Source organism: Burkholderia sp. L-4, assembly GCF_056856535.1.
This window is the reverse complement of record NZ_JBXEOX010000001.1, coordinates 571,711-597,748: the sequence shown is the minus strand read 5'-3', so window position 1 is coordinate 597,748 and position 26,038 is coordinate 571,711. Positions and strand designations below refer to the sequence as shown.

Genomic DNA, 26,038 nt, shown 5'->3' with positions numbered 1-26,038 from the left:
CAACGCGCCGGTTACGCAAAGGCCGTCTGCGCGTCGAACGCGAAGCCCTTCGGCGCAGCCTGCGGATCGTCGAACGTCACGATCTCGTACGCGTCTTCGTGCGCGAGCAGCTCGCGCAGCAACGCGTTGTTCAGGCCATGACCCGACTTGTACGCGGTGTACGACGCCAGCAGCGGGTGACCGATCACGTACAGGTCGCCGATCGCGTCGAGCATCTTGTGCTTCACGAATTCGTCGTCGTAGCGCAGCCCGTCGTTGTTCAGGATGCGGTACTCGTCGAGCACGATCGCGTTGTCCATGCTGCCACCGCGCGCCAGGCCGATCTCGCGCAGCATCTCGGCTTCGTGCGCGAAGCCGAACGTGCGCGCACGCGCGATCTCGCGCACGTACGACGTGGTGGCGAAATCGACTTCGAGCTCCTGGCCCGTCTTGTCGACGGCCGGGTGACGAAAATCGATCGAGAACTTCAGCTTGAAGCCGAAATACGGGTCGAGACGCGCGAACTTGTCGCCATCGCGGATTTCGACCGGCTTCTTCACCTTGATGAAGCGTTTCGGCGCGTTCTGCTCCTCGATGCCGGCGGACTGGATCAGGAACACGAACGTTGCCGCGCTGCCGTCCATGATCGGGATTTCCTCGGCCGTCACGTCGACATACAGATTGTCGATGCCGAGCCCCGCGCACGCCGACATCAGATGCTCGACGGTCGACACGCGCACGCCATCCTTCTGGAGCACCGACGCGAGCCGCGTGTCGCCGATCGACATCGCCGAGGCGGGAATGTCGACGGGCGTGGGCAGGTCGACGCGTGAAAAGACGATGCCCGTGCCGGGCGCGGCGGGACGAAGCGTCAACTCGATCTTGCGACCCGAGTGGACACCGATACCGACGGTCTTCACGATGGACTTGATGGTGCGCTGCTTCAACATGGTGTTCTTCGTCTTGATTGAAGATATCAATCAGGAGTTATATTCGATAGGCGGGATTATAGCGTAATTCCCTATTCAACGCTGTTTGCAACTGCGTATCAATCTGTTTCGACAGTTTACCCGTGCCGATACGGGACGGGCCGATGCCCGGAACGGAGGCGTTTCCGGTCATCAGCCCGTGTTACAACTGCCCTGAGGCCGGTGAGCAGCGTTGCCGGCAGGCAACGGCGCACCGCACGATCAGGACGTCAACGTCGCGAGAACACTCGCCGCATCGCTCACTTCGAATTTGCCCGGCGCCTCGACGGCCAGCGTCTTGACCACACCGCCGTCAATCACCATCGCGTAGCGCAGGGAACGAATCCCCATGCCACGCGCGGACAAATCCTGCGTCAGCCCCAGCGCAAGAGTGAAAGCCGCGCTGCCGTCCGCCATCATGCGCACCTTGCCCGCGGTGTGCAGATCACGTCCCCATGCGCCCATCACGAATGCGTCGTTGACGGACACGCACCAGATCTCGTCGATACCCGCCGTGCGCAATTGCTCGGCGTGTTCGACGTAGCCCGGTACATGCTGCGCCGAGCAGGTCGGCGTGAACGCGCCCGGCAATCCGAAGATCACCACCCGCTTCCCCGCAACCTGGTCGCGCACGCTGTAGGCGTTCGGCCCCAGCGTGCACCCTTCGCGCGCGTCGTCGATGAACTCGAACAACTGCGCGTCGGGCAGCGCGTCGCCCACTTGAATCATGGCTGGTCCCTCATAGCGATACGGTTTTTCAGCGTGTTGCGGACAGCACGGTCCATCCCGCCCCGCCTGAGCGAAGAGGGCACGTTTCCCGGCCCGGCGTCGCAGCCGACGCGGCCTGTCCTGGTCCGTAGCATCCGTCACGCCGGCGATACCGCGGCGGTTTCGCCGCGGCTTCGCCTGTGTTTGCGTCAGTCAGCCTGCTTGCGCAGGAAAGCCGGGATGTCGTACGTGTCGACACCCTTCTCCTGCAGCGCCTGCACGTGCGATGCCGCGGTTTCGCGCGAATTGCGCCACACTGCCGGCGTATCCAGCGCGCCGTAGTCCGCCGTGCTGACGTGATGAGCCGGTGCATAGCCGTGCGACACCGCGCTGACCGGCTGGTTGTCCGTACCCGTGCGCAGCAGCGTCATCGGTGCCGACTGCTGCTTCTTCGCCGCACGGCCCAGACCCGTTGCCACGACCGTCACGCGCAGCGCATCGCCCATCGCGTCGTCGTACACCGCACCGAAGATCACCGTCGCATCTTCCGCCGCGTAGCTCTTGATCGTGTTCATCACTTCGCGGGTTTCCGACAGGCGCAGCGAACGGCTCGACGTGATGTTGACCAGCACGCCGCGCGCGCCCGACAGATCGACGCCTTCGAGCAGCGGGCTCGCCACGGCCTGTTCCGCCGCGAGGCGTGCGCGATCGACGCCGGCAACCGTCGCCGTGCCCATCATCGCCTTGCCCTGCTCGCCCATCACCGTCTTCACGTCTTCGAAGTCGACGTTCACGAGGCCATCGACGTTGATGATTTCAGCGATGCCGGCGACCGCGTTGTTCAACACGTCGTCCGCGCACTGGAAGCACTTGTCCATCTCGGCGTCGTCGCCCATCACGTCGAACAGCTTGTCGTTCAGAACGACGATCAGCGAGTCGACGTGATCCTCCAGTTGCTGCGAACCTGCTTCCGCGACGCGCATGCGCTTGCCGCCTTCGAACTCGAACGGCTTGCTGACGACGCCAACCGTCAGGATGCCCATCTCCTTCGCGATCTGCGCGACCACCGGTGCCGCGCCCGTGCCCGTGCCGCCACCCATGCCGGCGGTGATGAACACCATGTGCGCGCCGCGCAGTGCGTCGGCGATGCGCTCACGCGCTTCTTCCGCTGCCGCGCGGCCCATTTCCGGCTTCGCGCCGGCGCCGAGGCCCGTGTTGCCGAGCTGGATCACCGACGATGCGCGCGAACGCGACAGCGCCTGGGCGTCCGTGTTCATCACGATGAAGTCGACGCCCTGCACGCCGCGGTTGATCATGTGCTGGACGGCATTGCCGCCAGCGCCGCCAACGCCGACCACCTTGATGATGGTGCCGTTGGTCTCGGTTTCCAGCATTTCGAATTCCATGTTGCCTCCGTCAAGAGAAAAACTGCTAATCGGCCGTTATTCGGCAGGAGATCGGGCAACCTCCTGTCGCGCGCCAGCCGCCGGCACCAGCGCGAATTTCGATTCGGTTCGTCAAAAGTTGCTCAGGAACCATTCCTTCATCCGCGAGAACACCTGTCCCGCGTTGCCGGACTGCACGGCGACCTTGCGGCCGCGCATGCGCTGAGCACTGCCTTCGACCAGCAGCCCCATCGCCGTCGAGTAGCGCGGATTGCGCACGACGTCGGAGAGGCCGCCTGCATATTCCGGCGCACCGATGCGCACCGGTTTCAGGAAAATGTCTTCGCCGAGCTCGACCATGCCGGGCATCATCGACGCACCGCCGGTAATGACCACGCCGGAGCTCAACAGTTCTTCGTAACCCGATTCGCGCACGACCTGCTGCACGAGCGAGAACAGTTCCTCGACGCGCGGCTCGATCACGGCCGCGAGCGCCTGGCGCGACAGCGTGCGCGGGCCGCGTTCGCCGAGGCCCGGCACTTCGACCATTTCGTCCGGATCGGCGAGCGCCTGCTTCGCGATTCCGTAGCCGACCTTGATGTCTTCCGCATCCGGCGTCGGCGTGCGCAGCGCCATCGCGATGTCGCTCGTGATCTGGTCGCCGGCGATCGGAATCACCGCGGTGTGACGGATCGCGCCTTCGGCGAAGATCGCGATGTCCGTCGTGCCGCCGCCGATGTCGACCAGCACCACGCCGAGATCCTTCTCGTCTTCCGTCAGCACCGCCAGCGACGACGCGAGCGGCTGCAGGATCAGGTCGTTCACTTCCAGCCCGCAGCGGCGCACGCACTTGACGATGTTCTGCGCGGCGCTCACCGCGCCCGTCACGATGTGCACCTTCACTTCCAGCCGGATACCGCTCATCCCGATCGGCTCGCGCACGTCTTCCTGGCCGTCGATGATGAATTCCTGCGTGAGGATGTGCAGCACCTGCTGGTCGGTCGGGATGTTGATCGCCTTCGCGGTCTCGATCACGCGCGCGACGTCCGTCTGCGTGACTTCCTTGTCCTTGATCGCGACCATCCCGCTCGAGTTGAAGCTGCGGATGTGGCTGCCCGCGATCCCCGTGAACACGTTGGTGATCTTGCAGTCGGCCATCAGCTCCGCCTCCTCGAGCGCGCGCTGGATCGACTGCACGGTGGCCTCGATGTTGACCACCACACCTTTCTTCAGACCCTTCGACTCGCTCTGGCCGAGACCGATCACCTCGTAGTGACCCTCGCCCTTCAGCTCGGCGACGATGGCCACCACCTTCGACGTGCCGATGTCGAGGGAAACCAGCAGATCCTTGTAGTCTTTGCTCATAAAGTGCTCTTGCGTGTGATCTCTCGTTACTTCTTGCGCTTGTCGGTATCGGTCAGGAACCGCATGCCTGCCGCGCGAATCGCGAATCCGTTCGGATAGCGCAGGTCCGCGTACTCGATGTCGTTGCCCCAACGCTCCGTGACGGCCGGCCAGGCCGCGACCAGGCGCTGGCTCCGGTCATGCAACGTGTCGCTGTTGCGTTCCTTGCCCAGCTCGACCTGCATGCCGTTCGACAGCTTCACCGTCCACGCGTACCGCGCCGACAGCGTCACTTCTTCCGGCGCCGCCTTCAGCGGCGCAAACCATTTCCCGAAGTCGCGGTACCGCGTGACGACTTCCTTCGCACTGCCTTCCGGGCCGTCGAACGCCGGCAGTTCCTGCTCCAGCTCGCCCTGGTTCGCGGTGAACAGCTCGCCGTCGACGCTCACCAGCTGGTCGCTGCCCCAGGTCCCGAGCGGTTTGTACTCCTCCAGCGTGACAGCCAGCGCATTCGGCCACACCCGGCGCACGCTCGCATGGCGCACCCACGGCATCTGCTCGAACGCGGCGCGCGCCGCATCGAGATCGACCGTGAAGAAATTGCCCTTCAGCCGGCCGACCACGCCCGCGCGCACCGTCGGCGAGTTGATGTGCTCGGTATCGCCGTCGATCCGGATTTCCCGCAGCGCGAACGTCGGGCGCTGGATCAGCCAGTAGCAACCGGCCGCCGCCAACACGAGCAGCAGCAGCGCGTACAGCGCGCTGGCGGCAAGGTTGAGTTGGCGAACGTTGTTCCACATACGTCGTTCCGTTCCTGCGTCAGTCGTTGAGCGTGAGCGACAGCACCTTCACGACCAGCTCCGAATAGCTGATGCCGACCGCGCGCGCCGCCTTCGGCGGCAGCGAGTGGTCGGTCATCCCGGGGGCCGTGTTCACTTCCAGGAAATACGCATTGCCGGCCGCGTCGAGCATGAAATCCGCGCGGCCCCAGTCGGTACAGCCGAGCACGTCGAACGCGCGGCGCGCGATGCGCTTCAGTTCCGCCTCCTGTGCGGCCGGCAGGCCGCACGGGATCAGGTACTGCGTGTCGTCGGCGACGTACTTCGCGTGGTAGTCGTAGAACTCGCCCGCCGGCACGATCTTGATCAGCGGCAGGTCGAGATCGCCGGCGATGCACGCGGTGTATTCGCCGCCGCCCTCGATGCTCTTCTCGACGATCACGATCTTGTCGTGCGTGGCGGCCTCTTCCAGCGCGGCCGGCAGCGCGTCGGCCGTCTTCACCTTCAGCACCGCGACGCTCGAACCTTCGCTCGCCGGCTTCACGAACAGCGGCAGGCCGAGCTTCGCGACGATGTCGGCCGCGCGCGCGGCCAGATCGTCGCCGCGCATCACCGTCTCGAACGGCGGCGTCGGCACGCCCGTCTGCTGCCATACGAGCTTCGTGCGGAACTTGTCGAGGCCGAGCGCCGACCCGAGCACGCCGCTGCCCGTGTAGCGAATGCCGTAGAAATCGAGCGCGCCCTGGATCTGGCCGTTCTCGCCGTAGCCGCCGTGCAGCGCGTTGAACGCGCGCACGAAACCTTCGTCCTTCAGCGCCGACAGCGGCCGCTCGGCCGGGTCGAACGGATGCGCATCGACGCCCGCGTCGCGCAGGCCCTGCAGCACGAGGCGGCCCGAGGTGAGCGACACCTCGCGCTCGGCGGATTCCCCGCCGAACAACACCGCCACCTTGCCGAAACGTTTCGGATCGATTCCGCTCATGCCAGCCTCCGCCGGGCCGCCCCAAGCAGGCTGACCGCCCTCGCGGGGGGCGCCTTGCACGGGACCGGAGTAAGCGCTAAAGCGCCAACTCCGGTCGACAGCGAACGAAGTGAGCGTGGGGGTCGTTTCATGTCATGCCTTCTGTTGAATGTGTTGCACGAGCTTCGCCGGCACGCCGCCGATCGAGCCCGCGCCCATCGTGATCACCACGTCGCCGTTCTGAGCGACCTTCGCCAATGCATCCGGCACGTCGTCGACCGTCGCGACGAACACCGGGTCAACCTTCCCGACCGCGCGCAGCGCGCGCGACAGCGCGTCGCCGTTGGCCGTCGGGATCGCGGCCTCGCCGGCCGCGTAGACTTCCGTCAGCACCAGCGCGTCGACCGTCGACAGCACGTTGACGAAATCGTCGAAGCAGTCGCGCGTGCGCGTGTAGCGGTGCGGCTGGAACGCCAGCACGAGGCGGCGGCCCGGGAACGCGCCGCGCGCGGCCGCGATCGTCGCGGCCATCTCGACCGGGTGATGACCGTAGTCGTCGATCAGCGTGTACTGGCCGCCGTCGGCGGTCGGCACCTCGCCGTAGCGCTGGAAGCGCCGGCCGACACCGTTGAATTCCGTCAGCGCCTGCTGGATCGCGTCGTCCGCCACGCCGAGATCGGTCGCGATCGCGATCGCCGCGAGCGCGTTCTGCACGTTGTGCAGGCCCGGCAGGTTCAGCACGATCGCGAGCGGCGCGCGCCCTTCGCGGATCACCGTGAAGTGCATCCTGCCGTCGCGCGCGTCGATGTCTTCCGCGCGCACCTGTGCGTCCGGCGACAGGCCGTAGCGCACGACCGGCTTCGAGATGAACGGGATGATCTGCCGCACGTTCGGATCGTCGACGCACACGACCGCGCTGCCGTAGAACGGCAGGCGTTGCGTGAATTCGATGAACGCCTGCTTGAGCCGCGCGAAATCGTGGCCGTAGGTGTCCATGTGGTCGGCGTCGATGTTCGTGATGACTTCGATCACCGGATACAGGTTCAGGAACGACGCGTCCGACTCGTCGGCCTCGGCGACGATGAAGTCGCCCGTGCCGAGCCGCGCGTTCGCGCCGGCGCTGATCAGCCGCCCGCCGATCACGAAGGTCGGGTCGAGCCCGCCCGCCGCGAGCACGCTCGCGACGAGGCTCGTCGTCGTGGTCTTGCCGTGCGTGCCGGCGATCGCGATGCCCTGCTTCAGGCGCATCAGCTCCGCGAGCATCACCGCACGCTGCACGATCGGCACGCCCTGGCTGCGGGCGGCCAGCACTTCCGGGTTGTCCGAGCGCACGGCCGTCGACACGACGACCGCGTTCGCGCCCGCGATGTTCGCCGCGTCGTGGCCGATCGCGATCCGTGCGCCGAGCGCCTGGAGGCGATCGGTCACCGCGTTGCGCGAGAGATCCGAGCCGCTGACCTCGTAGCCGAGGTTGACGAGCACTTCGGCGATGCCGCTCATGCCCGCGCCGCCGATCCCGACGAAATGAATGTGTTTGACGATGTGTTTCATAGTGTTTCCAGGTGCGCGCCGGCCGCCTTCGCGCACACGCGCGCGACTTCGTCGGTAGCCTCGGGCTTCGCCAGCGAGCGCGAACGTTCCGCCATGTCCGCGAGCGATGCCCGCGACTGGCCGCGCAGCCAGTCGGCGAGCAGTTCCGCCGACAGGTCGCGTTGTTGCACCAGCACGGCCGCACCCGCATCGGCGAGGAACGCGGCATTGGTCGTCTGGTGATCGTCGACCGCGTACGGGAACGGCACGAACAGCGCCGCCACGCCCACCGCCGCGATCTCCGACACCGTCATCGCGCCCGACCGGCAGATCACCAGATCCGCCGCCGCGTACGCGGCCGCCATGTCGTCGATGAACGGCACGAGCCGCACGTCCTCGCCGGCCGCGAAACCGGCCGCTTCGTAATTCGCCTTCAATGCGTCGATGTGCTTCACGCCGGCCTGGTGCACGACGCGCGGGCGTTCGCCCGGCGTCAGCAGCGCCAGCGCGCGCGGCACGACTTCGTTCAGCGCGGCCGCCCCGAGGCTGCCGCCGACGACCAGCACGTTCAGCGGACCGCTGCGCGACGCATAGCGTGCTTTGGGCGGTTCCGTGTGCGCAAGTTCCGCGCGAATCGGGTTGCCGGTCCATTCCGCGTGCGGCAGTGCGCCGGGGAACGCGACGAGCACGCGCTTCGCGAGTTTCGCGAGCACCTTGTTCGTCAGGCCCGCGATCGAATTCTGTTCATGCAGCACGAGCGGACGCCCCGACAGCGCGGTCATCACACCCGCCGGGAACGTGATGTAGCCGCCCATCCCGAGCACGACGTCCGGCCGCACGCGGCGCAGCGCGCCGAGGCTCTGCCAGCACGCGCGCAACAGGTTGACCGGCAGCGTCAGCTTGGTCTTCAGGCCCTTGCCGCGCAGCCCGCCGAACCGCACGTATTCCATCGGAATGCCGTGCTTCGGCACGAGCGTCGCTTCCATCCCGGCCGGATTGCCGAGCCACACGACGCGCCAGCCCGCCGCTTCCATCCGGTGCGCGACCGCGAGCCCCGGGAACACGTGGCCCCCGGTGCCGCCTGCCATCACCATCAGCGTGCGTTGCGACGCGGTCATACCTTCCCTCCGCGCATCAGCACCCGGTTTTCGTAGTCGACCCGCAGCAGCACCGCCAGCGCGACGCAGTTCAGCAGGATGCCCGAGCCGCCGTAGCTCACCAGCGGCAGCGTCAGGCCCTTGGTCGGCAGCAGCCCGAGGTTCACGCCCATGTTGATGAACGTCTGCGCGCCGAACCAGATGCCGATACCTTTTGCCATCAGGCCCGCGAACGTGCGGTCGAGCGCGAGCGCCTGGCGGCCGATCTCGAACGCGCGGCGCACGATCCAGTAGAACAGCAGGATCACGACCAGCACGCCGACGAAGCCGAGTTCCTCGCCGATCACCGCGAGGATGAAGTCGGTGTGCGCTTCCGGCAGGTAGTTCAGTTTCTCGACGCTGCCGCCGAGGCCGACGCCAAGCCATTCGCCGCGGCCGAATGCGATCAGCGAGTGCGTGAGCTGGTAAGCCTTGCCCTGTGCGTAGCGCTCGTCCCACGGATCGAGATACGCGAAGATCCGCTCGCGACGCCACGGCGACAGCCACACCAGCATCGTGAACGTGCCGACCGCCGTTGCGACGAGGCCGCCGAACAGCTTGCCGTTCACGCCGCCGAGGAACAGCACGCCCATCGCGATCGCGGCGACCACCATGAACGCGCCCATGTCCGGCTCGAGCAGCAGCAGCGCACCGACCAGGCCGACCGCGAACGCCATCGGCAGGAAGCCCTTCGCGAAGCTCTGCATGTATTCCTGTTTGCGCACCGTGTAGTTCGCCGCGTAGATCGTCACCGCGAGCTTCATGATTTCCGACGGCTGCATGTTCGTGATGCCGAGCGGAATCCAGCGGCGCGCCCCGTTCACGCCCTTGCCGACGTGCGGGATCAGCACGATCACGAGGCCGACGAGCGCGATCAGGAAGAGATGCGGCGCGTACTTGTCCCATGTCGAGACGGGCACGCGGAACGCGATCACCGCCGCGACGAACGCGACGCCGAGCGAAATGCAGTGGCGCATCAGGAACGCGTAATCGTGATACGACGCGTATTTCGGCGAATCAGGCATCGCGATCGACGCCGAATACACCATCACGACGCCGAGGCCGAGCAGCGCGATCGCGACCCACAACAGCGAGTAGTCGAAGTCGAGCATCCGCGAACGGCTCGGGCGCACGCCGTTGACGACGCTCGCGAGGCCGCCCGTTGCGGCGCGCGTGGCCGACGCGACGCGGCCGCCCGCGGCATTGCCGCCGGTGTCGCGCCGGTCGTTGAACCGGGAGACGAGGCGATCGGACCAGCTCATGGCGTCGCTCCTTTGTCGATGGCGATTTCGTCGACCGCCGCGCGGAACACATCCGCGCGATGGGCGTAGTTCCTGAACATGTCGAGGCTCGCGCATGCGGGCGACAGCAACACCGCGTCGCCCGGCTCGGCGAGATCGGCCGCCGCGTGCACCGCGCTTTCGAGCGTCGCGTGATCGGCGAGCGGCACGCCCGTTTCGGCGAGCGTGTCGCGGATTGCCGGCGCGTCGCGGCCGATCAGCATCACCGCGCGGCACCAGCGTGCGACCGGTGCGACCAGCGGTGCGAAATCCTGGCCCTTGCCGTCGCCGCCCGCGATCAGCACGATCTTCTGCGCGAGCCCGTCGAGCGCGGCGACCGTCGCGCCGACGTTGGTGCCCTTGCTGTCGTCGACGTAGTCGACGTCGTCGATCGTCGCGATCACTTCGACGCGATGCGCTTCGCCGCGATATTCGCGCAGCGCGTGCAGCAGCGGCGCGGCCGGCAGGTCGATCGCGCGGGCGAGCGCGAATGCGGCCAGCGCGTTCGCCGCGTTGTGCAGCCCGCGGATGCGCAGCGCGTCGGCCGGCATCAGGCGCTTCTGCGCGATGTCAGGCGTATGCGCGGCGTCGCGCCTGCGCCGGCGGGTCGTCGTCACTTCATCCGGTGCGTCGCGATCGACGGCTTCCACCAGCCATGCAATGCCGTTGTCGCGCGACAGCCCGTAGTCGCCGTCCTGCACCGGCTCGTTCAGGCCGAACGTGACCGTGCGCGGCGCGTCGGCCGCGCCGGCTGCCGGCGCGAACTTCATCACGGCCGCATCGTCGCGGTTCAGCACGCGCGTCGTCGTCGCACCGAAGATCCGGCCCTTTGCCTGCGCGTACGCGTCGAAGCCGCCGTGCCAGTCGAGGTGGTCCTGCGTGATGTTGAGGATCGCGGCGGCATCGGGTGCAAACGTGCGCGCGGTCTCGAGCTGGAAGCTCGACAGTTCGAGCACCCACACGTCGGGCAGCGCGGTTTCGTCGATCGCGTTCGCGAGCCGGTCGAGCATCGCCGGGCTGATGTTGCCCGCGACGGCGACCTTCTTGCCCGCGCGCCGGCACAGCAGGCCCGCGAGGCTCGTCGTCGTGGTCTTGCCGTTGGTGCCGGTGATCGCGAGCACCTTCGGCTGATAGCCGCTCGTGCCGAGCGCACGCAATGCCTGCGCGAAGAATTCCAGCTCGCCCCACACCGCGATCCCGCGCTCGTGCGCGGCCGCGACCAGCGCCGCGAGTGCCGGTTCGAGCGGCGACAGCCCGGGGCTCAGCCCGACGATCTCGACGCCGCCGTCGAGCAGTGCGGGCGTGAATGCCCCGCCGACGAATTCCGCATCGATGCCTTCGGCCTGCAGCGCGGCAAGGTTCGGCGGCGCCTCGCGGGTATCGGCAATACGCAGCCGGCACCCGTGCCTCGCGCACCATCGCGCGATCGCGAGACCCGATTCACCGAGCCCCAGTACGAGCACCATCGGCCGTTGCCGATCTCCAAACATCTCGCCAGACATCCTTGTTACCTTTCCTTTACCGCAGCTTGAGGGTGGTCAGACCAAACAGGCACAGCATCAGCGTGATGATCCAGAAACGCACGACCACCTGCGTTTCCTTCCAGCCGGACAATTCGAAATGGTGATGCAGCGGCGCCATCTTCAGCAGGCGCCGCCCTTCGCCGTAACGCTTCTTCGTGTACTTGAACCACGAAACCTGCAGCATCACCGACAGCGTTTCCGCGACGAAGATGCCGCCCATGATGAACAGCACGATTTCCTGGCGCACGATCACCGCGACCGTGCCGAGCGCGCCGCCGAGCGCCAGCGCGCCGACGTCGCCCATGAACACCTGCGCGGGGTGCGTGTTGTACCAGAGGAACGCGAGCCCTGCCCCGCCCATCGCGGAGCAGAAGATCAGCAGCTCGCCCGCGCCCGGGATGTGCGGGAACAGCAGGTATTTTGAATAGACCGCGCTGCCCATCACGTACGCGAACACACCCAGCGACGCGCCGACCAGCACGACCGGCATGATCACGAGGCCGTCGAGGCCGTCGGTCAGGTTCACCGCGTTGCTCGCGCCGACGATCACGAAGTAGGTCAGCACGATGAAGCCCCACACGCCGAGCGGGTAGCTGATCGACTTCAGGAACGGCAGCATCAGGTCGGCACGTGCGGGCAGCCCCATCGACAGGCCGCTCCTCACCCATGCCATGAACAGGTCGAACACGCGCACGTTGTTCGCCTCGGACACGCTGAAGGCCAGGTAGACGGCCGCGAACAGCCCGATCACCGATTGCCAGAAATACTTCTCGCGCGACGACATCCCGCGCGGGTCCTTGTGGACGACCTTGCGGTAATCGTCGACCCAGCCGATCACGCCGAAGCCGAACGTGACGAGCATCACGATCCAGATGAAACGGTTCGTCAGGTCGCCCCACAGCAGCGTCGCGACCGCGATGCCGATCAGGATCAGCACGCCGCCCATCGTCGGCGTGCCGGACTTGACGAGGTGGGTCTGCGGGCCGTCCTTGCGCACGGCCTGCCCGACCTTCATTTGCGTCAGCTTGCGGATCACCCACGGTCCGCACACGAGCCCGATCCCGAGCGCGGTGATGGTGGCCATCACCGCACGGAACGTGAGGTACGTGAACAAGCGCAAAAAGCTTGCGTCTCCTTGCAGCCATTGCGCCAGCGCCAGCAGCATGCTTCCTTCCTTCTACTCAGTGTGCGGCGGGCGCCGTGCCCGCCGCGGGTTGGTTCGTCAGCGCGTCGACCACGCGCTCCATCTTCATGTACCGCGAGCCCTTCACCAGCACCGTCGCCGGTGCGCCGTATCCGGCCGCGAGCAGCGCCGACACGAGCGCGCCGACGTCATCGAAATGGCGGGCCGTGTCGCCGTACGCCGTGCACGCGTCGCGCGACGCGTCGCCGAGCGCGAACAGCGCATCGATCCCGCGATCGCGCGCATAGGCGCCGATCTCGCGGTGGAAAGCCGGCCCTTCTTCGCCAACCTCGCCCATGTCGCCGATCACCAGCACGCGCGGCCCCGATTGCGCGGCGAGCACGTCGATCGCCGCGCGCATCGAATCGGGGTTCGCGTTGTACGTATCGTCGACGACCGTCGCACCCGCGAGGCTCCCGGCAATCGCCTGCTTCACCTGCAGCCGGCCCTTGACCGGTTCGAACGATTCGAGGCCCTGCCGGATCGCCGACAGCGAGACGCCGGCGCCGAGCGCCGCGGCCGTCGCGGCCAGCGCGTTGCGTGCATTGTGCTCGCCGAGCGCGCGCAGCCGCACCGTGACGGCACCCGCCGGCGTGTCGATCGCGAGTTCGCCGCCGTGCAGACGGCCGACGACCTGCGCGTCGTTCTGCCGTTCGGCGTCGTGCAGCGCGAAATCGAGGATCCGGTTGCCGGTCGCCGCGACGCGCCAGATGCCCGCGTACGCGTCGTCGGCCGGGAACACCGCGACGCCGTCCGGCGGCAGCGCGTGAATCACGGCCGCGTGTTCGAGCGCGACGGCTTCGACCGTCGACATGAATTCCTGGTGCTCGCGCTGCGCGTTGTTGACGAGCGCGACCGTCGGCGCCGTGAGGCGCGCGAGGACTTCGGTCTCGCCCGGATGGTTCATCCCGATCTCGATCACCGCGAGACGATGGGCGGCCGACAGGCGCAACAGCGTCAGCGGCAGGCCGACATCGTTGTTCAGGTTGCCGGCCGTCGCGAGTCGCGCGTCGGCGCCGACCGCCGCCGCGAAGATCGACGCGATCATTTCCTTGACCGTCGTCTTGCCGTTGCTGCCCGTCACCGCGACGAGCGGCAGCGGGAATCGCATGCGCCAGCCGTGCGCGAGCGCGCCGAGCGCGGCACGCGTTTCGCCGCCCACGATCGCCGGCATCGTGACGCCCGCCGGCACGTGCACGACGAGTGCCGCGGCGGCACCGCGCGCGGCGACGTCGCCGAGGAAGTCGTGCGCGTCGAAGCGCTCGCCCTTCAGCGCGACGAACAGGTCGCCCGGCCCGGCCGTGCGGCTGTCCGTCGACACGCGGTCGAACGTGACGCCCGCGTCGCCGTGGACGGTGGCGCCGGGAATCAGGCGGGCGGCTTCGCCGAGACTGAGCATCGTCATTCGCCGCCTCCCTTGCCGTGCGTCGCGCGCGCCGCCAGCGCGAGCCGCGCGTGATCCTGATCGGAGAACGTACGCTTCTTGCCCATGATTTCCTGCGTGGCCTCGTGGCCCTTGCCGGCCAGCACGACGACATCCTCGCGTGCGGCGCCGCGCACGGCCTGCAGGATCGCGCTCGCGCGATCCTCGATGCGGCGTGCGTGATCGGGTGCGGTCATGCCCGCGACGATCTGGTCGATGATGCGCTGCGGATCCTCGCTGCGCGGGTTGTCGCTCGTGACGACGGTCTCGTCGGCGAGCCGCTCCGCGATCGCGCCCATCAGCGGGCGCTTCGTTGCGTCGCGATCGCCGCCGCAGCCGAACATGCAGACGAGCCGGCCACCGCGCGCCGTGGCGATCGGGCGCAACGCGTCGAGCGTCTTTTCGAGCGCGTCGGGCGTGTGCGCGTAGTCGATCACGACGAGCGGTTCGTCGTTCTGCAGCCGGCCGCCGAGCCGCTGCATCCGGCCGTTGACCGACTCGAGCCGCTCGATCTCGGCGAGCGCCGCGTCGAACGGCACATCGGCCGCGAGCAGCGAGCCGAGTACGGCAAGCAGGTTGCTGACGTTGAAGGTGCCGAGCGTGCCAACCTCGACGTCCGCGTCGCCCCACGACGAACGCAGGCGGAATGCGGTGCCGGTGGCGGTCGCACGCACGTCGAGCGCGACCAGCTCGCGATCGGCGTCGGGTGCCGCCGCGTCGCCGATCCCGTACGCGATCGTGCGCACGCGGCCGGCCAGCTTCTCGAGCAGGCGCCGGCCGGCTGCGTCGTCGCGATTGATCACCGCCGCGCGCAGGCCGCGCCACGCGAACAGCTTCGCCTTCGCGGCTTCGTACGCATCGAACGTGCCGTGATAGTCGAGGTGATCTTGCGTAAGGTTCGTAAATACCGCGATATCGAAGGCCGTGCCGTTCACGCGGCCCTGATGCAACGCGTGCGACGACACTTCCATCGCCACCGCCTTCGCACCGGCGTCGCGCAACTGCGCGAGGCTGCGCTGCAGTTGCGGCGCGTCGGGCGTCGTGAAGCCGGTCGGCACGAGCTGGCCGGGCATCCCGCTGCCGAGCGTGCCGATCACCGCGCACGGCTGGTGCAACGCCGTCAGCGCGACAGCGAGCCATTGCGTGCACGACGTCTTGCCGTTCGTGCCCGTGACGCCGACCGCGAGCAGACTGTCGCTCGGATCGCCGTACCAGCCGCTGGCGATCTCGCCGGCGAGCTGGTCGAGCGCCGGCACCGCGAGCGCGACGGGTGCGGCCGGCGCGGCGGCCAGCCCTTCCGGCTGATACAGCACGGCGGCCGCACCTTGGGCGACGGCGTTGGCAATGAAGGCGCGATTGTCTGCCCCGTCGACCGCATACGCGACGAACACGTCGCCAGCCTTGAGACTGCGCGTGTCGGCATGCAGTTGCGCCGCGGGGGCCACATGCTGACGCAGCCACGCAAGCGCGGCTGCGATCTGCTGATGCGCCGGATGGGAACTGCGGGCGGCGCTCATCGAACAACTCCTGGTGAATTACGCGTCGTGCTGGACACGATCATATGCTTCGCACCGCTCCCCGCGGCCAGCTTTTGCGGCCCCGTTGCGCTCGGCGCTGCCGGCGAATCGTCAGACACGACGAGTTGCTTGATCGGCATGTTCGGCGGGACGTTCAACGCACGCATCGTGTCGCCGGCGATCGCCGAGAATACGGGGCCGGACACCTGGCCGCCGAAGTGGCTGCCGGCGGTCGGCTCGTCGACCGACACCGCGACGACGATGCGCGGATTCGGCATCGGCGCCATCCCGACGAACGACGCACGGTACTTGCGCGTGTAGCCGTGCCCTTCATGCTTGTACGCGGTACCGCTCTTGCCGCCGACGCGATAGCCCGGCACGGCCGCATCCGGCGACGTACCGCCCGGCGCGACCACCGTCTCGAGCATCGCGCGCACTTCGCGCGCGGTGGTCGGGTTGAATACCTGCGTGCCCGTGATCGGCTGATTGGGGTCGGTCTTGAAAATGGTCACGGGCATCAGCTCGCCGTCGTGCGCGATCGCCGTGTAGGCGCGCGCGAGCTGGAACAGCGACACCGACAGGCCGTAGCCGTACGACATCGTCGCCTGCTCGATGCGGCGCCAGCTCTTCCACGGACGCAGGCGGCCGGCCACCGCGCCCGGGAACCCGACCTTCGGCGCCTGGCCGAGGCCGATGCTCGTATACATATTCCACATTTCCTCGGGCCGCATCGTCATCGCGATCTTCGTCGCGCCGATGTTGCTCGACTTCTGGATCACGCCGCCGACCGTCAGCGTGCCGAAACCCGCGTCGTCGGTGATCGGCGCGCCGTCGAGCACGAAATGCCCGTTGCCCGTTTCGACGAGCGTGTTCGGCGTCACGCGGTGCAGATCGAGCGCGAGCGACACCGTGAATGGCTTCATGATCGAGCCCGGCTCGAACACGTCGGTCATGATCCGGTTGCGCAGTTGCTCGCCCGTCATGCGCGAGCGGTCGTTCGGGTTGTACGTCGGGTAGTTGACGAGCGCGAGCACTTCGCCGGTACGCACGTCGACGACCATCGCCGCGCCGGCCTTTGCCTTGAACTTCTCGACGGCGGCCTTCAGGTTCGCGTACGCGATGTACTGGATCTTGCTGTCGATCGACAGGTCGACGTCGGTCCCGTTGTGCGGCGGGATCTGCTCGGCGACGTCCTCGACGATGTGCCCCATCCGGTCCTTGATCACGCGACGCACGCCCGACGTGCCGGACAGCAACTTCTGGTCGCCGAGCTCGACGCCTTCCTGCCCTTCGTCCTCGACGTTCGTGAAGCCGATCAGGTGAGCGGTGATCTCGCCTTCCGGATAGAAGCGCTTGTATTCGTTGCGCTGGTAGATGCCGGGAATGTCGAGCGCGGCGACCTTGTCCGCGACGTCGAGCGGCACCTGGCGCTTCACGTAGACGAAACCCTTGTCTTCCGACAGCTTCACGCGCAGTTCCTTCGGCGTCATGCCGAGAAGCTTGCCGAGCTGGTTGATCTTGTCGGCGTCGAGATCGTCCGGCACCGCGTCGGGAATCGCCCAGATCGCGCGCACGGGCAGGCTCGTCGCGAGCACGAGCCCGTTACGGTCGAGGATCTTGCCGCGCGTCGCGGGCAGCTCGAGCGTGCGCTGGTAGCGGCTTTCGCCCTGCTTCTGATAGAACGCGTTGCCGGGCCCCTGGATCCAGAACGCCCGCGCGGCCAGCGCGACGAACGCCATGAACAGCAGGAACACGACGAACTTCGAGCGCCACATCGGCAGGTGCACGCCCAGCACGGGGCTCGACGAGAACTTCACGTTCTGGCGTTTCTGGGACGGCTTCATCGCGCGCCCCCCTTGCCCTTGCCTGCCGTGTCGGCCGACGCCGGGATCGGCGCGTCGATCGCCTTCGCCGCGCCCGGCGGCAGCGTCAGGTATTGCGTGCGGCCGGTCGAGATCGCCTGCATCTTCAGCGAATCGTTCGCGAGTTGCTCGATGCGCGACGTCTTCGACAGCGCGCTCTGCTGATATTGAAGCTGCGCGTAGTCCTGCTGGAGCTGGCGCTCCTGCGACTGCGCGCGCTGCAGCTGGATGAAGATCTGCCGCTGCTGGTTCGTCGAGTTGACGACCGACAGCGCGCAACCCATCACGATGATCAGCAGGAAGATATTGAAGCGGCTCATGGCGTGACGCGCTCCGCAATGCGCATCACGGCCGAGCGGGCGCGCGGATTCGCGGCGACTTCCGCTTCACTCGGAAACTGACGGCTGATGATCTTGAGCGGCGGGCTCGGGAGGTCGACGGCGCGGATCGGCAGGCGACGATCGACCGCAGGCGCACTGGCGTGCGCCTGCATGAATCGCTTGACGATCCGGTCCTCGAGTGAATGAAAGCTGATCACCACCAGCCGCCCCCCTTGCTCCAGCAACGACAGTGCCGCGTCTAGTACGACTTGCAGGTCCGCAAGCTCTTGATTGACGTGAATCCGTATAGCCTGAAAGGTGCGGGTTGCCGGATCCTTGCCCTTCTCACGGGTTTTGACGACGTGACCCACGATTTGGGCAAGCTCGCCCGTGGTGTCGAGAGGCCCAAGACGGTCGGACTCTGCCCGGCGAGCAACAAGCGCCTTTGCAATCTGAAAAGCAAACCGTTCTTCCCCATAATCCCGTATCACCTCCGTCAATTCCTGCACCGAAGCCCGCGCGAGCCATTCGGCCGCCGACTCGCCACGCGTCGGATCCATTCGCATGTCCAGCGGACCATCGGCGCGGAAGCTGAAGCCGCGCGCCGGATCGTCCACCTGCGGCGAGGACACGCCCAGGTCCAGCAACACACCCGCCACCTTCTCGACGCCGCGCGCCGCAAGCGCGTCGCGCATCGATGCAAAGCTGTCATGCACGATCGAGAAGCGCGCATCCTCGATGCCCTGCGCCGTCTCGATCGCCCTCGGGTCCTTGTCGAACGCGATCAGCCGCCCGGCCGGCGCGAGCCGCGCGAGCACCGCGCGGCTATGCCCGCCCCGCCCGAACGTACCGTCGACGTACACGCCGTCCGGCCGCGTCACGAGCGACTCGACCGCCTCATCCAACAGCACCGTCCGATGCCGCAATTCATTTCCCATCGCGGGCGTCTCCGTCACCGCAATCAGAACGTGAAATTCTTCAGCGCGTCGGGCATGCCCTGCGCCATCGCTGCCTGCTCCTTCGCGTTGTAGGTTTGCGAATCCCACAGCTCGAAGTGACTACCCATTCCCAACAACATGACTTCCTTTTCCAGTCCGGCTGCCATGCGCAGCTCGGGCGATACGAGAATCCGGCCCGCGCTGTCGAGATCGACGTCCATCGCATTGCCGAGAAAAATGCGCCGCCACCAGTGCGCGTCCATCGGCAGCGCGGCGATCTTGGCGCGGAATACTTCCCATTCGGGGCGCGGAAACAGCAACAGGCAGCCGTCCGGGTGCTTGGTCACAGTCACCCGTCCTTCTGCCTGTCCTTGCAGCGCTTCGCGATAGCGAGCCGGCACCGACATCCGCCCTTTCGCATCGAGCGTCAGCGCCGACGCCCCTTGGAACACTTTCCGCTCTCCCGTTCAGGGCACCGAAGCACCCGCTCAATGCTGAGAATTTAGCCGGAATAGCCCGCTAAATCACACAAAAATACACTTTCTCACACTGTCTCCCACTTTAGAGGAAGGGTGTGGCACGGTCAAGGGAGCGGCCCGCTTTTTTGACGAATTTTGTTAGTTAGAACAAGGACTTACGCGCACATGCTCATGCGACCCCTCATACCAAAAACCGTTATAAATGAATGAGCTAGTGCAACTTGTGAAGGTGATACGTGAGAAAGACGGGCCAGACAGGCGTGCGGACGGGGCTTTCGGGGGCGGGAAAACGAGGGGTCGGCGGGCGGTATCGGGGGCGGTGAACCAGGGCGGCGTCATGCGTCGCCCCGGCGCAATTCTCAGAGATAGTACGCAGTGCTCGTCATGACTTTCGACGCGGCGCGCATCAGCATCCGCGCGGGCAGCGGCAACTCGATCCCGCCTGCGTCGGTCGCGGCCTTGCCGTGCTTCACCTCGTCGATCCGCATCTGGTCGACGATCGCGCGCGACGCCGCGTCGGTCGCCGGCAGCTCGGACATATGGCCTTCGAGATGATTCTCGACCTGCCGCTCCGTCTCGGCCATGAAGCCGAGGCTGACCTTGTCGCCGAGCGTACCGGCCGCGACGCCGATCGCGAGCGCGCCGGCATACCACAGCGGATTCAGCAGGCTCGGGCGCGAGTCGAGTTCCTTCAGGCGGTGCGCGGTCCACGCGAGGTGATCCTCTTCCTCGCGCGCGGCCTCCTCGAACATCGCCTTCGCCGACGCCGTGCGCGCGGTGAGCTTCTGCGCCTGGTAGAGCGCCTGCGCGCAGACCTCGCCGACGTGGTTCACGCGCATCAGCCCGGCGGCATGCGTCCGTTCGGCCGGCGTCAGCTCGACGTCGGGCGCCTCGGCCGGCGTGGGCACCGGGCGGCTCATCCGGCTAATGCCGGTCAGCGATCGCAAGCCGCGATCGAATTCGCTGATCAGTTCATCCAACACGTTCCTGTTCTCCTGGCTGCAGGTGCCGCCGCGAGCGGCAAGGGCACGAGTCCGCTGCGTAACCGACTTGATTATTCAGCGGAAATTGCGGTTAACCCGTGATTTTAACCATTGTTGCATAAAGGAAACATGGCGGCCTTGCGCCACGGCATTTCGCTTTGTGGCAAAAAACGGTTTTGCTACATTACGTCCGACTTCTTGCGAAGTTGATGGGGCCCGTCAACAGAACATAACTATCTGCCCCGCCAAAAAAATTCAGTGATTCTTGGAGATCCGTTAATGAAAAAGTCGCTTCTCGCGCTCGTCGCGCTGGGCGCGTTCGCTGGCGCTGCCCAAGCGCAAAGCAGCGTGACGCTTTACGGCATCATCGATGAAGGCCTGCTCTTCAACAACAATGCAGGCGGCAAGCACCTGTACAGCATGGCCAGCGGCGTGATGCAAGGCAGCCGCTTCGGCCTGCGCGGCACCGAAGACCTCGGTGGCGGCCTGAAGGCAATCTTCACCCTCGAAAACGGTTTCGACGTGAACAGCGGCAAGCTCGGTCAGGGCGGCCTGATGTTCGGTCGTCAGGCCTACGTCGGCCTGTCGAGCCAGTACGGCACGGTCACGCTGGGTCGTCAGTACGACTCCGTCGTCGACTTCGTCGGCCCGCTCGAGGCAGGCGACCAGTGGGGCGGCTACATCGCCGCTCACCCGGGCGACCTGGACAACTTCAACAACGCCTATCGCGTGAACAACGCGGTCAAGTTCACGAGCCAGAGCTACGGCGGCATCACGTTCGGCGGCCTGTACAGCTTCGGCGGCCAGGCAGGCCAGTTCTCGAAGAACCAGGTCTGGTCGCTCGGCGCAGGCTACAACAACGGCCCGCTGGTCCTCGGCGTCGGTTACTTGAACGCACGTACGCCGAACCAGTTCGGCGGCATGTTCAACAACGGTTCCGCATCGTCGTCGGTTTCGTCGCCGATCTACGGCGCGTACGCGAACAACGCGAACACGTACCAGGTCATCGGTGCAGGCGGCGCCTACACGTTCGGCGCGGCAACGATCGGCGCGACGTACTCGAACACGAAGTTCAAGGGCTTCTCGGCAGGCCCGTTCGTGAACCAGACCGCGACGTTCAACAACGGCGAAATCAACTTCAAGTATCAGCTGACCCCGGCGCTGATTCTCGGCGCGGCGTACGACTACACGCAAGGCAGCAAGATCGACGGCAACTCGGCAGCCAAGTACCACCAAGGCTCGCTGGGCGTCGACTACTTCCTGTCGAAGCGCACGGACGTCTACGCAATCGGCGTGTACCAACACGCTTCGGGCAACGTGCTCGACGCGAACGGCAACGTCCTGAAGGCAACTGCGGCGATCAACGGTCTCGCAGGTTCGAGCTCCGCCAACCAGGTCGCAGCGCGCGTCGGTATCCGTCACAAGTTCTAATCAGCTTGCCTGACAAGCCGCAGCATATTGAAGGCGCCTTCGGGCGCCTTTTTCTTTTCCCCGGCGGCGACCATGCTGGACCGGCGCGCCAGAAATCCGCCGGCCAATCACGGTGAAAGCGCCACCGGCGCGCCATGTGCGCCGGTCGTGTCGGCACAATCGACGATGCGATGGGCCGCCGGCCCGCCGCGGAAAGCGGCTGGTTCCGATCCGCGTCATCCGCAAACAAAAAAGCCCGGCGTCTGCCGGGCTTTTTCGCTCAACCTCGCCGCGACTTACGCGCGTCCGTCGCGCAACTCGCGCCGCAAGATCTTGCCGACGTTCGTTTTCGGCAGCTCCGTACGGAATTCGACCAGCTTCGGCCGCTTGTAGCCGGTGAGCCGCTCCTTGCAGTAGGCCAGGATGTCCTTGTCGGTGAGCGCCGGATCCTTCTTCACGACGAACAGCTTCACGGCCTCGCCGGAATGCTCGTCGGGCACGCCGACCGCCGCCACCTCGAACACGCCCGGATGCGACGCCACCACGTCCTCGACTTCGTTCGGATACACGTTGAAGCCGGACACGAGGATCATGTCCTTCTTCCGGTCGACGATCTTCACGTAACCGCGCGCGTCCATCACGCCGACGTCGCCCGTCTTGAAGAACCCGTCCGGGAACATGACCTTCGCGGTCTCGTCGGGCCGGTTCCAGTAGCCCGCCATCACCTGCGGCCCGCGGATGCAGATCTCGCCGGGTTCGCCGAGCGCCACGTCATTGCCGGCATCGTCGCGGATCGCCACCTCGGTCGACGGCAGCGGCAAACCGATCGTCCCGCTGTATTCGGTCGCCGTCACGGGATTGCAGGTCGCCACCGGCGACGTTTCGGACAGCCCGTATCCTTCGATGATCGCGGTATGGGTCTTTTCATACCAGCGCTTCGCGACCCCTTCCTGGATCGCCATGCCGCCGCCGTTGGCGATCACGAGCTTCGACAGGTCGAGCTGACTGAATTCGGGATGGTTCAGCAGCGCGTTGTACAGCGTGTTGACCGCCGGAATCGTCGAGATCTGATAGCCCTTCAGCTCCTTGATCATGCCGGCGATGTCGCGCGGGTTCGGGATCAGGACTCCCATGCCGCCCGTGCGCATCGTCAGGAAACCGCAGACGGTCAGTGCGAACACGTGATACAGCGGCAGCGCGACGACCGTCACGAACTGTTTCACCTCCGGGTATTTCTCGTGTGCCGGATGGTGCCAGGCGCCGGCCTGCAGCACGTTCGACACGATGTTCCGGTGCAACAGCGTCGCGCCCTTCGCGACGCCGGTCGTCCCACCCGTGTATTGCAGGAACGCGACGTCGTCGGGGCCGATCTTCTGCGGCTTGAACGCCTGCCGCGCGCCTTCCGACAGCGCGGCCTTGAAGCGCGTGAACGACGGCAGCTGCCATGCAGGCACCATCTTCTTCACGTTGCGCACCACGTAATTGACGAGCCACCCCTTGATGCCCAGCAGGTCGCCCATCGATGCGACGACCACATGCTTGACGGCCGTATTGGCGATGACGGACTGCAGCGTCGACGCGAAATTCTCGAGGATGACGATCGCTTCCGCGCCGCTGTCCTTCAACTGGTGCTCGAGCTCGCGCGGCGTATAAAGCGGGTTGACGTTGACGACGGTGTAACCGGCCCGCAGTACCGCGGCGATCGTCACCGGATACTGGAGCACGTTCGGCATCATGATCGCGACCCGCGCGCCGCGTGCGAGGCCACGGGATTGCAGCCACGCGCCGAACTGCCGCGACAGCTTGTCGAGTTCACCGTACGTGATGCCCTTGCCCATGCAGACGAACGCCGTGCGATCGCGATACTGCCGGAAGCTTTCGTCGAGCAGGTCCGGGACAGAAGGATAGGGAGACGCGTCAATTTCGGCTGGAACGCCGGGTGGGTACGATTTCAGCCAAATTTTGTCCATGCCGCGCGTCTCCTCACAGATTTTCGAATGGTCGTGCTAAAACGCATCGTAACGGCTCCCCCGCCCCGAGACAACAGGGTTAGATGTCCACTTCGAACTTCCGAGGATATTCGTCCGACCATAACGCGATATTCGATCAAATTCGTTCAACTTCCACAAGACAATCGTAAAACGTCGCCGAATTGCCGAGATCGGTCAGCGCCTGGCTTGTCACCTCGTTCGCGTTCCTGCCGTCGGGCGACAGTTTCTTCCACCAGATCGACAGTCCGACGACGAGCCCCGCCCGTGCGCGATCGGTAACCCGTGCGAGCGCCTGCATCGAACCGCGATCGTTGAAGATGCGGACGACGTCGCCCTCCGCGATGCCGCGCGCCTCGGCGTCGGACGGGTGCATGTCGAGGTGCGGCTCGCCTTCCGTCGTACGCAGGCTGTCGACGTTCACGAACGTGCTGTTCAGGAAGTGGCGGGCCGGCGGCGAGATCATCGCGAGCGGATAACGCGCGGCGAGCTCGGGCGCGGCCTCGGCCGATTCGAACGGCGGCAGGTAGTCCGGGACGGGGTCCATGCCCATCTGCTCGAGCCGCGGGCTGTAGAACTCGCACTTGCCTGACGGGGTGCGGAAACCGCCGTTCGCGAACGGCGCCTCCGGCAGCTTGAGCTTCAGCCAGCCTTCCCGCTTCAACGCTTCCCAGTCGCTGTCGAGTGCCGGGTCGTCCCAGCGGAGCGCCGCACGCGCGACCTCTTCGTCGGTGTGATACAGCGCCGGCTCGTCGAGCCTCATGCTGCGCGCGATGCCACGGAAGATCTCCGTGTTCGGCCGCGCCTCGCCCACCGGCGGAATCGACGGCAGGTTCGCCATCACGTAGGTGTGGCCATACGATTTGTGAATATCGAGATGCTCGAGCTGCGTGGTCGCCGGCAACACAATGTCGGCGAAATCGACGGTATCTGTCTTGAAATGCTCGAGAACGACCGTAAACAGATCGTCACGCGCGAACCCAGCGGCGACCTTCGACGAGTCCGGCGCGACCGCCACCGGATTCGAGTTGTACACGATCACGGCTTCGACTTTCGGCCCGAATGTCGCATCGCCGGGGTGCAGCAGCGCGTCGCCGATCGCATTCATGTTGATGATGCGCGGCAGCTTGTGCGGCCAACCCGGCATCAGATCCGGGCGCAACAGCGCCGCCTGGTTGACCGGTGCGGATTCCGACGACGACAGCAACAGCCCGCCCGCGCGGTCGCGCCACGCTCCCGTCAGCGCCGGCAGGCTGGCAATCGCGCGCACGGCATTGCCGCCGCCGCGAACGCGCTGCATGCCGTAGTTGAGGCGGATCGATGCCTTTCGCGTGGCGCCGTAGCGACGCGCAAGATCGATCAGCTCCGACGCATCGACGCCGCAGATCTGCGCGACCCGCTCCGGCGGATAGGACATGGCGCGCGCCTTGAGCGCGTCAAAACCCAGCGTATGGTCAGCGATGTAGTCGTGATCGAGCAGATTTTCGGTGATCAACACATGCATCATGCCGAGCGCAAATGCACCATCGGTACCCGGTTTCAGCGCAATGTGCTGATGGCACTTCTCCGCGGTCAGCGAGCGATAGGGATCGATCGCGACAAGACGCGCACCGCGGCGCTTCGCTTCCTGCGCGCGGGTCCAGAAGTGCAGGCTCGACGCGATCGGATTCGCGCCCCATATCAGAATCAGTTCGCTTTCCTCGAAGTGCTCGAGGTGCATGCCGAGACTGCCGCCATACGTATATCGCAGCCCCGCCGCGCCTGCTGCCGCACAGATCGTGCGCTCGAGCCGCGATGCGCCGAGCGTGTGGAAGAACCGTTGGGCGATGCCCTCGCCCTGCACGAGCCCCATCGTTCCGGCGTAGCTGTACGGCACGATCGCTTCCGGCGCGCGCGCGGCGATTTCACCCAGGCGACGGCCGATCTCGTCGAACGCCTCGCTCCAGCTGATCGGCTCGAAGCGCCCTTCGCCCTTCGGGCCGACGCGTTTGAGCGGAACCGTGAGGCGATCGGGATGATGGACGCGGTCGGCGTAACGGCTGACCTTCGTGCACAACACACCTTGCGTCGGCGGATGATCGGGATCGCCCGTTACCTTGATCGCCTTCCCGTTCTCGACGGTCACGCGCATTGCGCACGTGTCCGGACAATCGTGCGGGCAAACGGCCCGGGCTACCTGGGTGGCGGCGTTCATCGTCTTGAATGCGGAGGTGGGGATTCGCGAATTTTACGTGGACACGCCGGATAACGCGCTCATTTCGTTCGGGGCTCGGGTTATCTGAACGAAGACCGACTGACATTGCCGCGCACGCGCATTTCCGCCGCACAAATGCAAAAACCCC

At 66.2% G+C, this 26,038-nt stretch carries 21 protein-coding genes; 1 reads left to right on the top strand and 20 read right to left on the bottom strand.

Annotated features, from left to right (window positions below):
• Window positions 1-11: 11 nt before the first annotated feature.
• The 18 genes from lpxC to coq7 all read right to left on the bottom strand — a co-directional run bounded on the left by lpxC (window position 12) and on the right by coq7 (window position 20,298).
• A complete protein-coding gene (gene lpxC, locus AC1VVG_RS02830; RefSeq protein ID WP_006487145.1) occupies window positions 12-929 on the bottom strand; it encodes a UDP-3-O-acyl-N-acetylglucosamine deacetylase in 918 nt (305 codons plus the stop codon).
• 240 nt (window positions 930-1,169) lie between these two features.
• The gene (locus AC1VVG_RS02825; protein ID WP_124609720.1) at window positions 1,170-1,676 is read right to left on the bottom strand and encodes a peroxiredoxin; all 507 of its coding nucleotides are present in this window, start codon (window positions 1,674-1,676) and stop codon (window positions 1,170-1,172) included.
• A 188-nt stretch (window positions 1,677-1,864) separates the two neighbouring features.
• Window positions 1,865-3,061: a cell division protein FtsZ gene (ftsZ, locus tag AC1VVG_RS02820; protein ID WP_021159911.1), complete on the bottom strand. Its 1,197-nt coding sequence runs from the start codon at window positions 3,059-3,061 to the stop codon at window positions 1,865-1,867.
• Between the two features lie 111 nt (window positions 3,062-3,172).
• The gene (gene ftsA / locus AC1VVG_RS02815; protein ID WP_006487138.1) at window positions 3,173-4,405 is read right to left on the bottom strand and encodes a cell division protein FtsA; all 1,233 of its coding nucleotides are present in this window, start codon (window positions 4,403-4,405) and stop codon (window positions 3,173-3,175) included.
• 26 nt (window positions 4,406-4,431) lie between these two features.
• Window positions 4,432-5,184 (bottom strand): cell division protein FtsQ/DivIB, encoded by a 753-nt coding sequence (locus AC1VVG_RS02810; protein WP_034186356.1) that lies wholly within the window; start codon window positions 5,182-5,184, stop codon window positions 4,432-4,434.
• Window positions 5,185-5,203: 19 nt separating this feature from the next.
• On the bottom strand, window positions 5,204-6,145 hold the full coding sequence (locus AC1VVG_RS02805) for a D-alanine--D-alanine ligase (RefSeq protein WP_049032741.1): 942 nt from the start codon (window positions 6,143-6,145) through the stop codon (window positions 5,204-5,206).
• A gap of 132 nt (window positions 6,146-6,277) precedes the next feature.
• Window positions 6,278-7,675, bottom strand: coding sequence for a UDP-N-acetylmuramate--L-alanine ligase (gene murC, locus AC1VVG_RS02800; RefSeq protein ID WP_069245534.1), 1,398 nt, complete (start codon window positions 7,673-7,675; stop codon window positions 6,278-6,280).
• Entirely contained in the window at window positions 7,672-8,772 is a 1,101-nt protein-coding gene (gene murG / locus AC1VVG_RS02795; protein ID WP_049032744.1) for an undecaprenyldiphospho-muramoylpentapeptide beta-N-acetylglucosaminyltransferase, read from the bottom strand. Before murG ends, murC begins: the two co-directional genes overlap by 4 nt.
• Entirely contained in the window at window positions 8,769-10,052 is a 1,284-nt protein-coding gene (gene ftsW, locus AC1VVG_RS02790; protein ID WP_034186352.1) for a putative lipid II flippase FtsW, read from the bottom strand. Before ftsW ends, murG begins: the two co-directional genes overlap by 4 nt.
• Complete coding sequence (gene murD, locus AC1VVG_RS02785; RefSeq protein WP_059558077.1) at window positions 10,049-11,560, bottom strand: UDP-N-acetylmuramoyl-L-alanine--D-glutamate ligase; 1,512 nt, start codon at window positions 11,558-11,560, stop codon at window positions 10,049-10,051. The genes ftsW and murD overlap by 4 nt, the downstream gene beginning before the upstream one ends.
• A gap of 28 nt (window positions 11,561-11,588) precedes the next feature.
• Window positions 11,589-12,758 (bottom strand): phospho-N-acetylmuramoyl-pentapeptide-transferase, encoded by a 1,170-nt coding sequence (gene mraY, locus AC1VVG_RS02780; RefSeq protein WP_006477019.1) that lies wholly within the window; start codon window positions 12,756-12,758, stop codon window positions 11,589-11,591.
• A 16-nt stretch (window positions 12,759-12,774) separates the two neighbouring features.
• Window positions 12,775-14,181: a UDP-N-acetylmuramoyl-tripeptide--D-alanyl-D-alanine ligase gene (locus tag AC1VVG_RS02775; RefSeq protein ID WP_034186350.1), complete on the bottom strand. Its 1,407-nt coding sequence runs from the start codon at window positions 14,179-14,181 to the stop codon at window positions 12,775-12,777.
• Window positions 14,178-15,716 carry a UDP-N-acetylmuramoyl-L-alanyl-D-glutamate--2,6-diaminopimelate ligase gene (locus AC1VVG_RS02770; RefSeq protein ID WP_482835235.1) on the bottom strand — a complete coding sequence of 513 codons (1,539 nt, stop codon included), beginning with the start codon at window positions 15,714-15,716 and terminating at the stop codon, window positions 14,178-14,180. Before AC1VVG_RS02770 ends, AC1VVG_RS02775 begins: the two co-directional genes overlap by 4 nt.
• Complete coding sequence (locus tag AC1VVG_RS02765; protein ID WP_034186348.1) at window positions 15,713-17,560, bottom strand: peptidoglycan D,D-transpeptidase FtsI family protein; 1,848 nt, start codon at window positions 17,558-17,560, stop codon at window positions 15,713-15,715. Before AC1VVG_RS02765 ends, AC1VVG_RS02770 begins: the two co-directional genes overlap by 4 nt.
• A complete protein-coding gene (gene ftsL / locus AC1VVG_RS02760; RefSeq protein WP_034186347.1) occupies window positions 17,557-17,898 on the bottom strand; it encodes a cell division protein FtsL in 342 nt (113 codons plus the stop codon). The genes AC1VVG_RS02765 and ftsL overlap by 4 nt, the downstream gene beginning before the upstream one ends.
• Complete coding sequence (gene rsmH / locus AC1VVG_RS02755; protein ID WP_034186443.1) at window positions 17,895-18,836, bottom strand: 16S rRNA (cytosine(1402)-N(4))-methyltransferase RsmH; 942 nt, start codon at window positions 18,834-18,836, stop codon at window positions 17,895-17,897. The genes ftsL and rsmH overlap by 4 nt, the downstream gene beginning before the upstream one ends.
• A gap of 23 nt (window positions 18,837-18,859) precedes the next feature.
• Entirely contained in the window at window positions 18,860-19,288 is a 429-nt protein-coding gene (gene mraZ / locus AC1VVG_RS02750) for a division/cell wall cluster transcriptional repressor MraZ (protein ID WP_006487094.1), read from the bottom strand.
• Window positions 19,289-19,674: 386 nt separating this feature from the next.
• On the bottom strand, window positions 19,675-20,298 hold the full coding sequence (gene coq7 / locus AC1VVG_RS02745; protein WP_034186346.1) for a 2-polyprenyl-3-methyl-6-methoxy-1,4-benzoquinone monooxygenase: 624 nt from the start codon (window positions 20,296-20,298) through the stop codon (window positions 19,675-19,677).
• A gap of 279 nt (window positions 20,299-20,577) precedes the next feature.
• On the opposite strand from coq7, the gene AC1VVG_RS02740 reads away from it, so the two are divergent.
• Window positions 20,578-21,729, top strand: a complete 1,152-nt coding sequence (locus AC1VVG_RS02740; protein WP_034186345.1) for a porin — start codon at window positions 20,578-20,580, stop codon at window positions 21,727-21,729.
• 275 nt (window positions 21,730-22,004) lie between these two features.
• Here the strand turns inward: AC1VVG_RS02740 and AC1VVG_RS02735 are convergent, their stop codons facing one another.
• Window positions 22,005-23,678, bottom strand: a complete 1,674-nt coding sequence (locus AC1VVG_RS02735) for a long-chain fatty acid--CoA ligase (RefSeq protein WP_034186344.1) — start codon at window positions 23,676-23,678, stop codon at window positions 22,005-22,007.
• 136 nt (window positions 23,679-23,814) lie between these two features.
• Window positions 23,815-25,890: a molybdopterin-containing oxidoreductase family protein gene (locus tag AC1VVG_RS02730; RefSeq protein ID WP_473376294.1), complete on the bottom strand. Its 2,076-nt coding sequence runs from the start codon at window positions 25,888-25,890 to the stop codon at window positions 23,815-23,817.
• Between the last annotated feature and the right edge of the window lie 148 nt (window positions 25,891-26,038).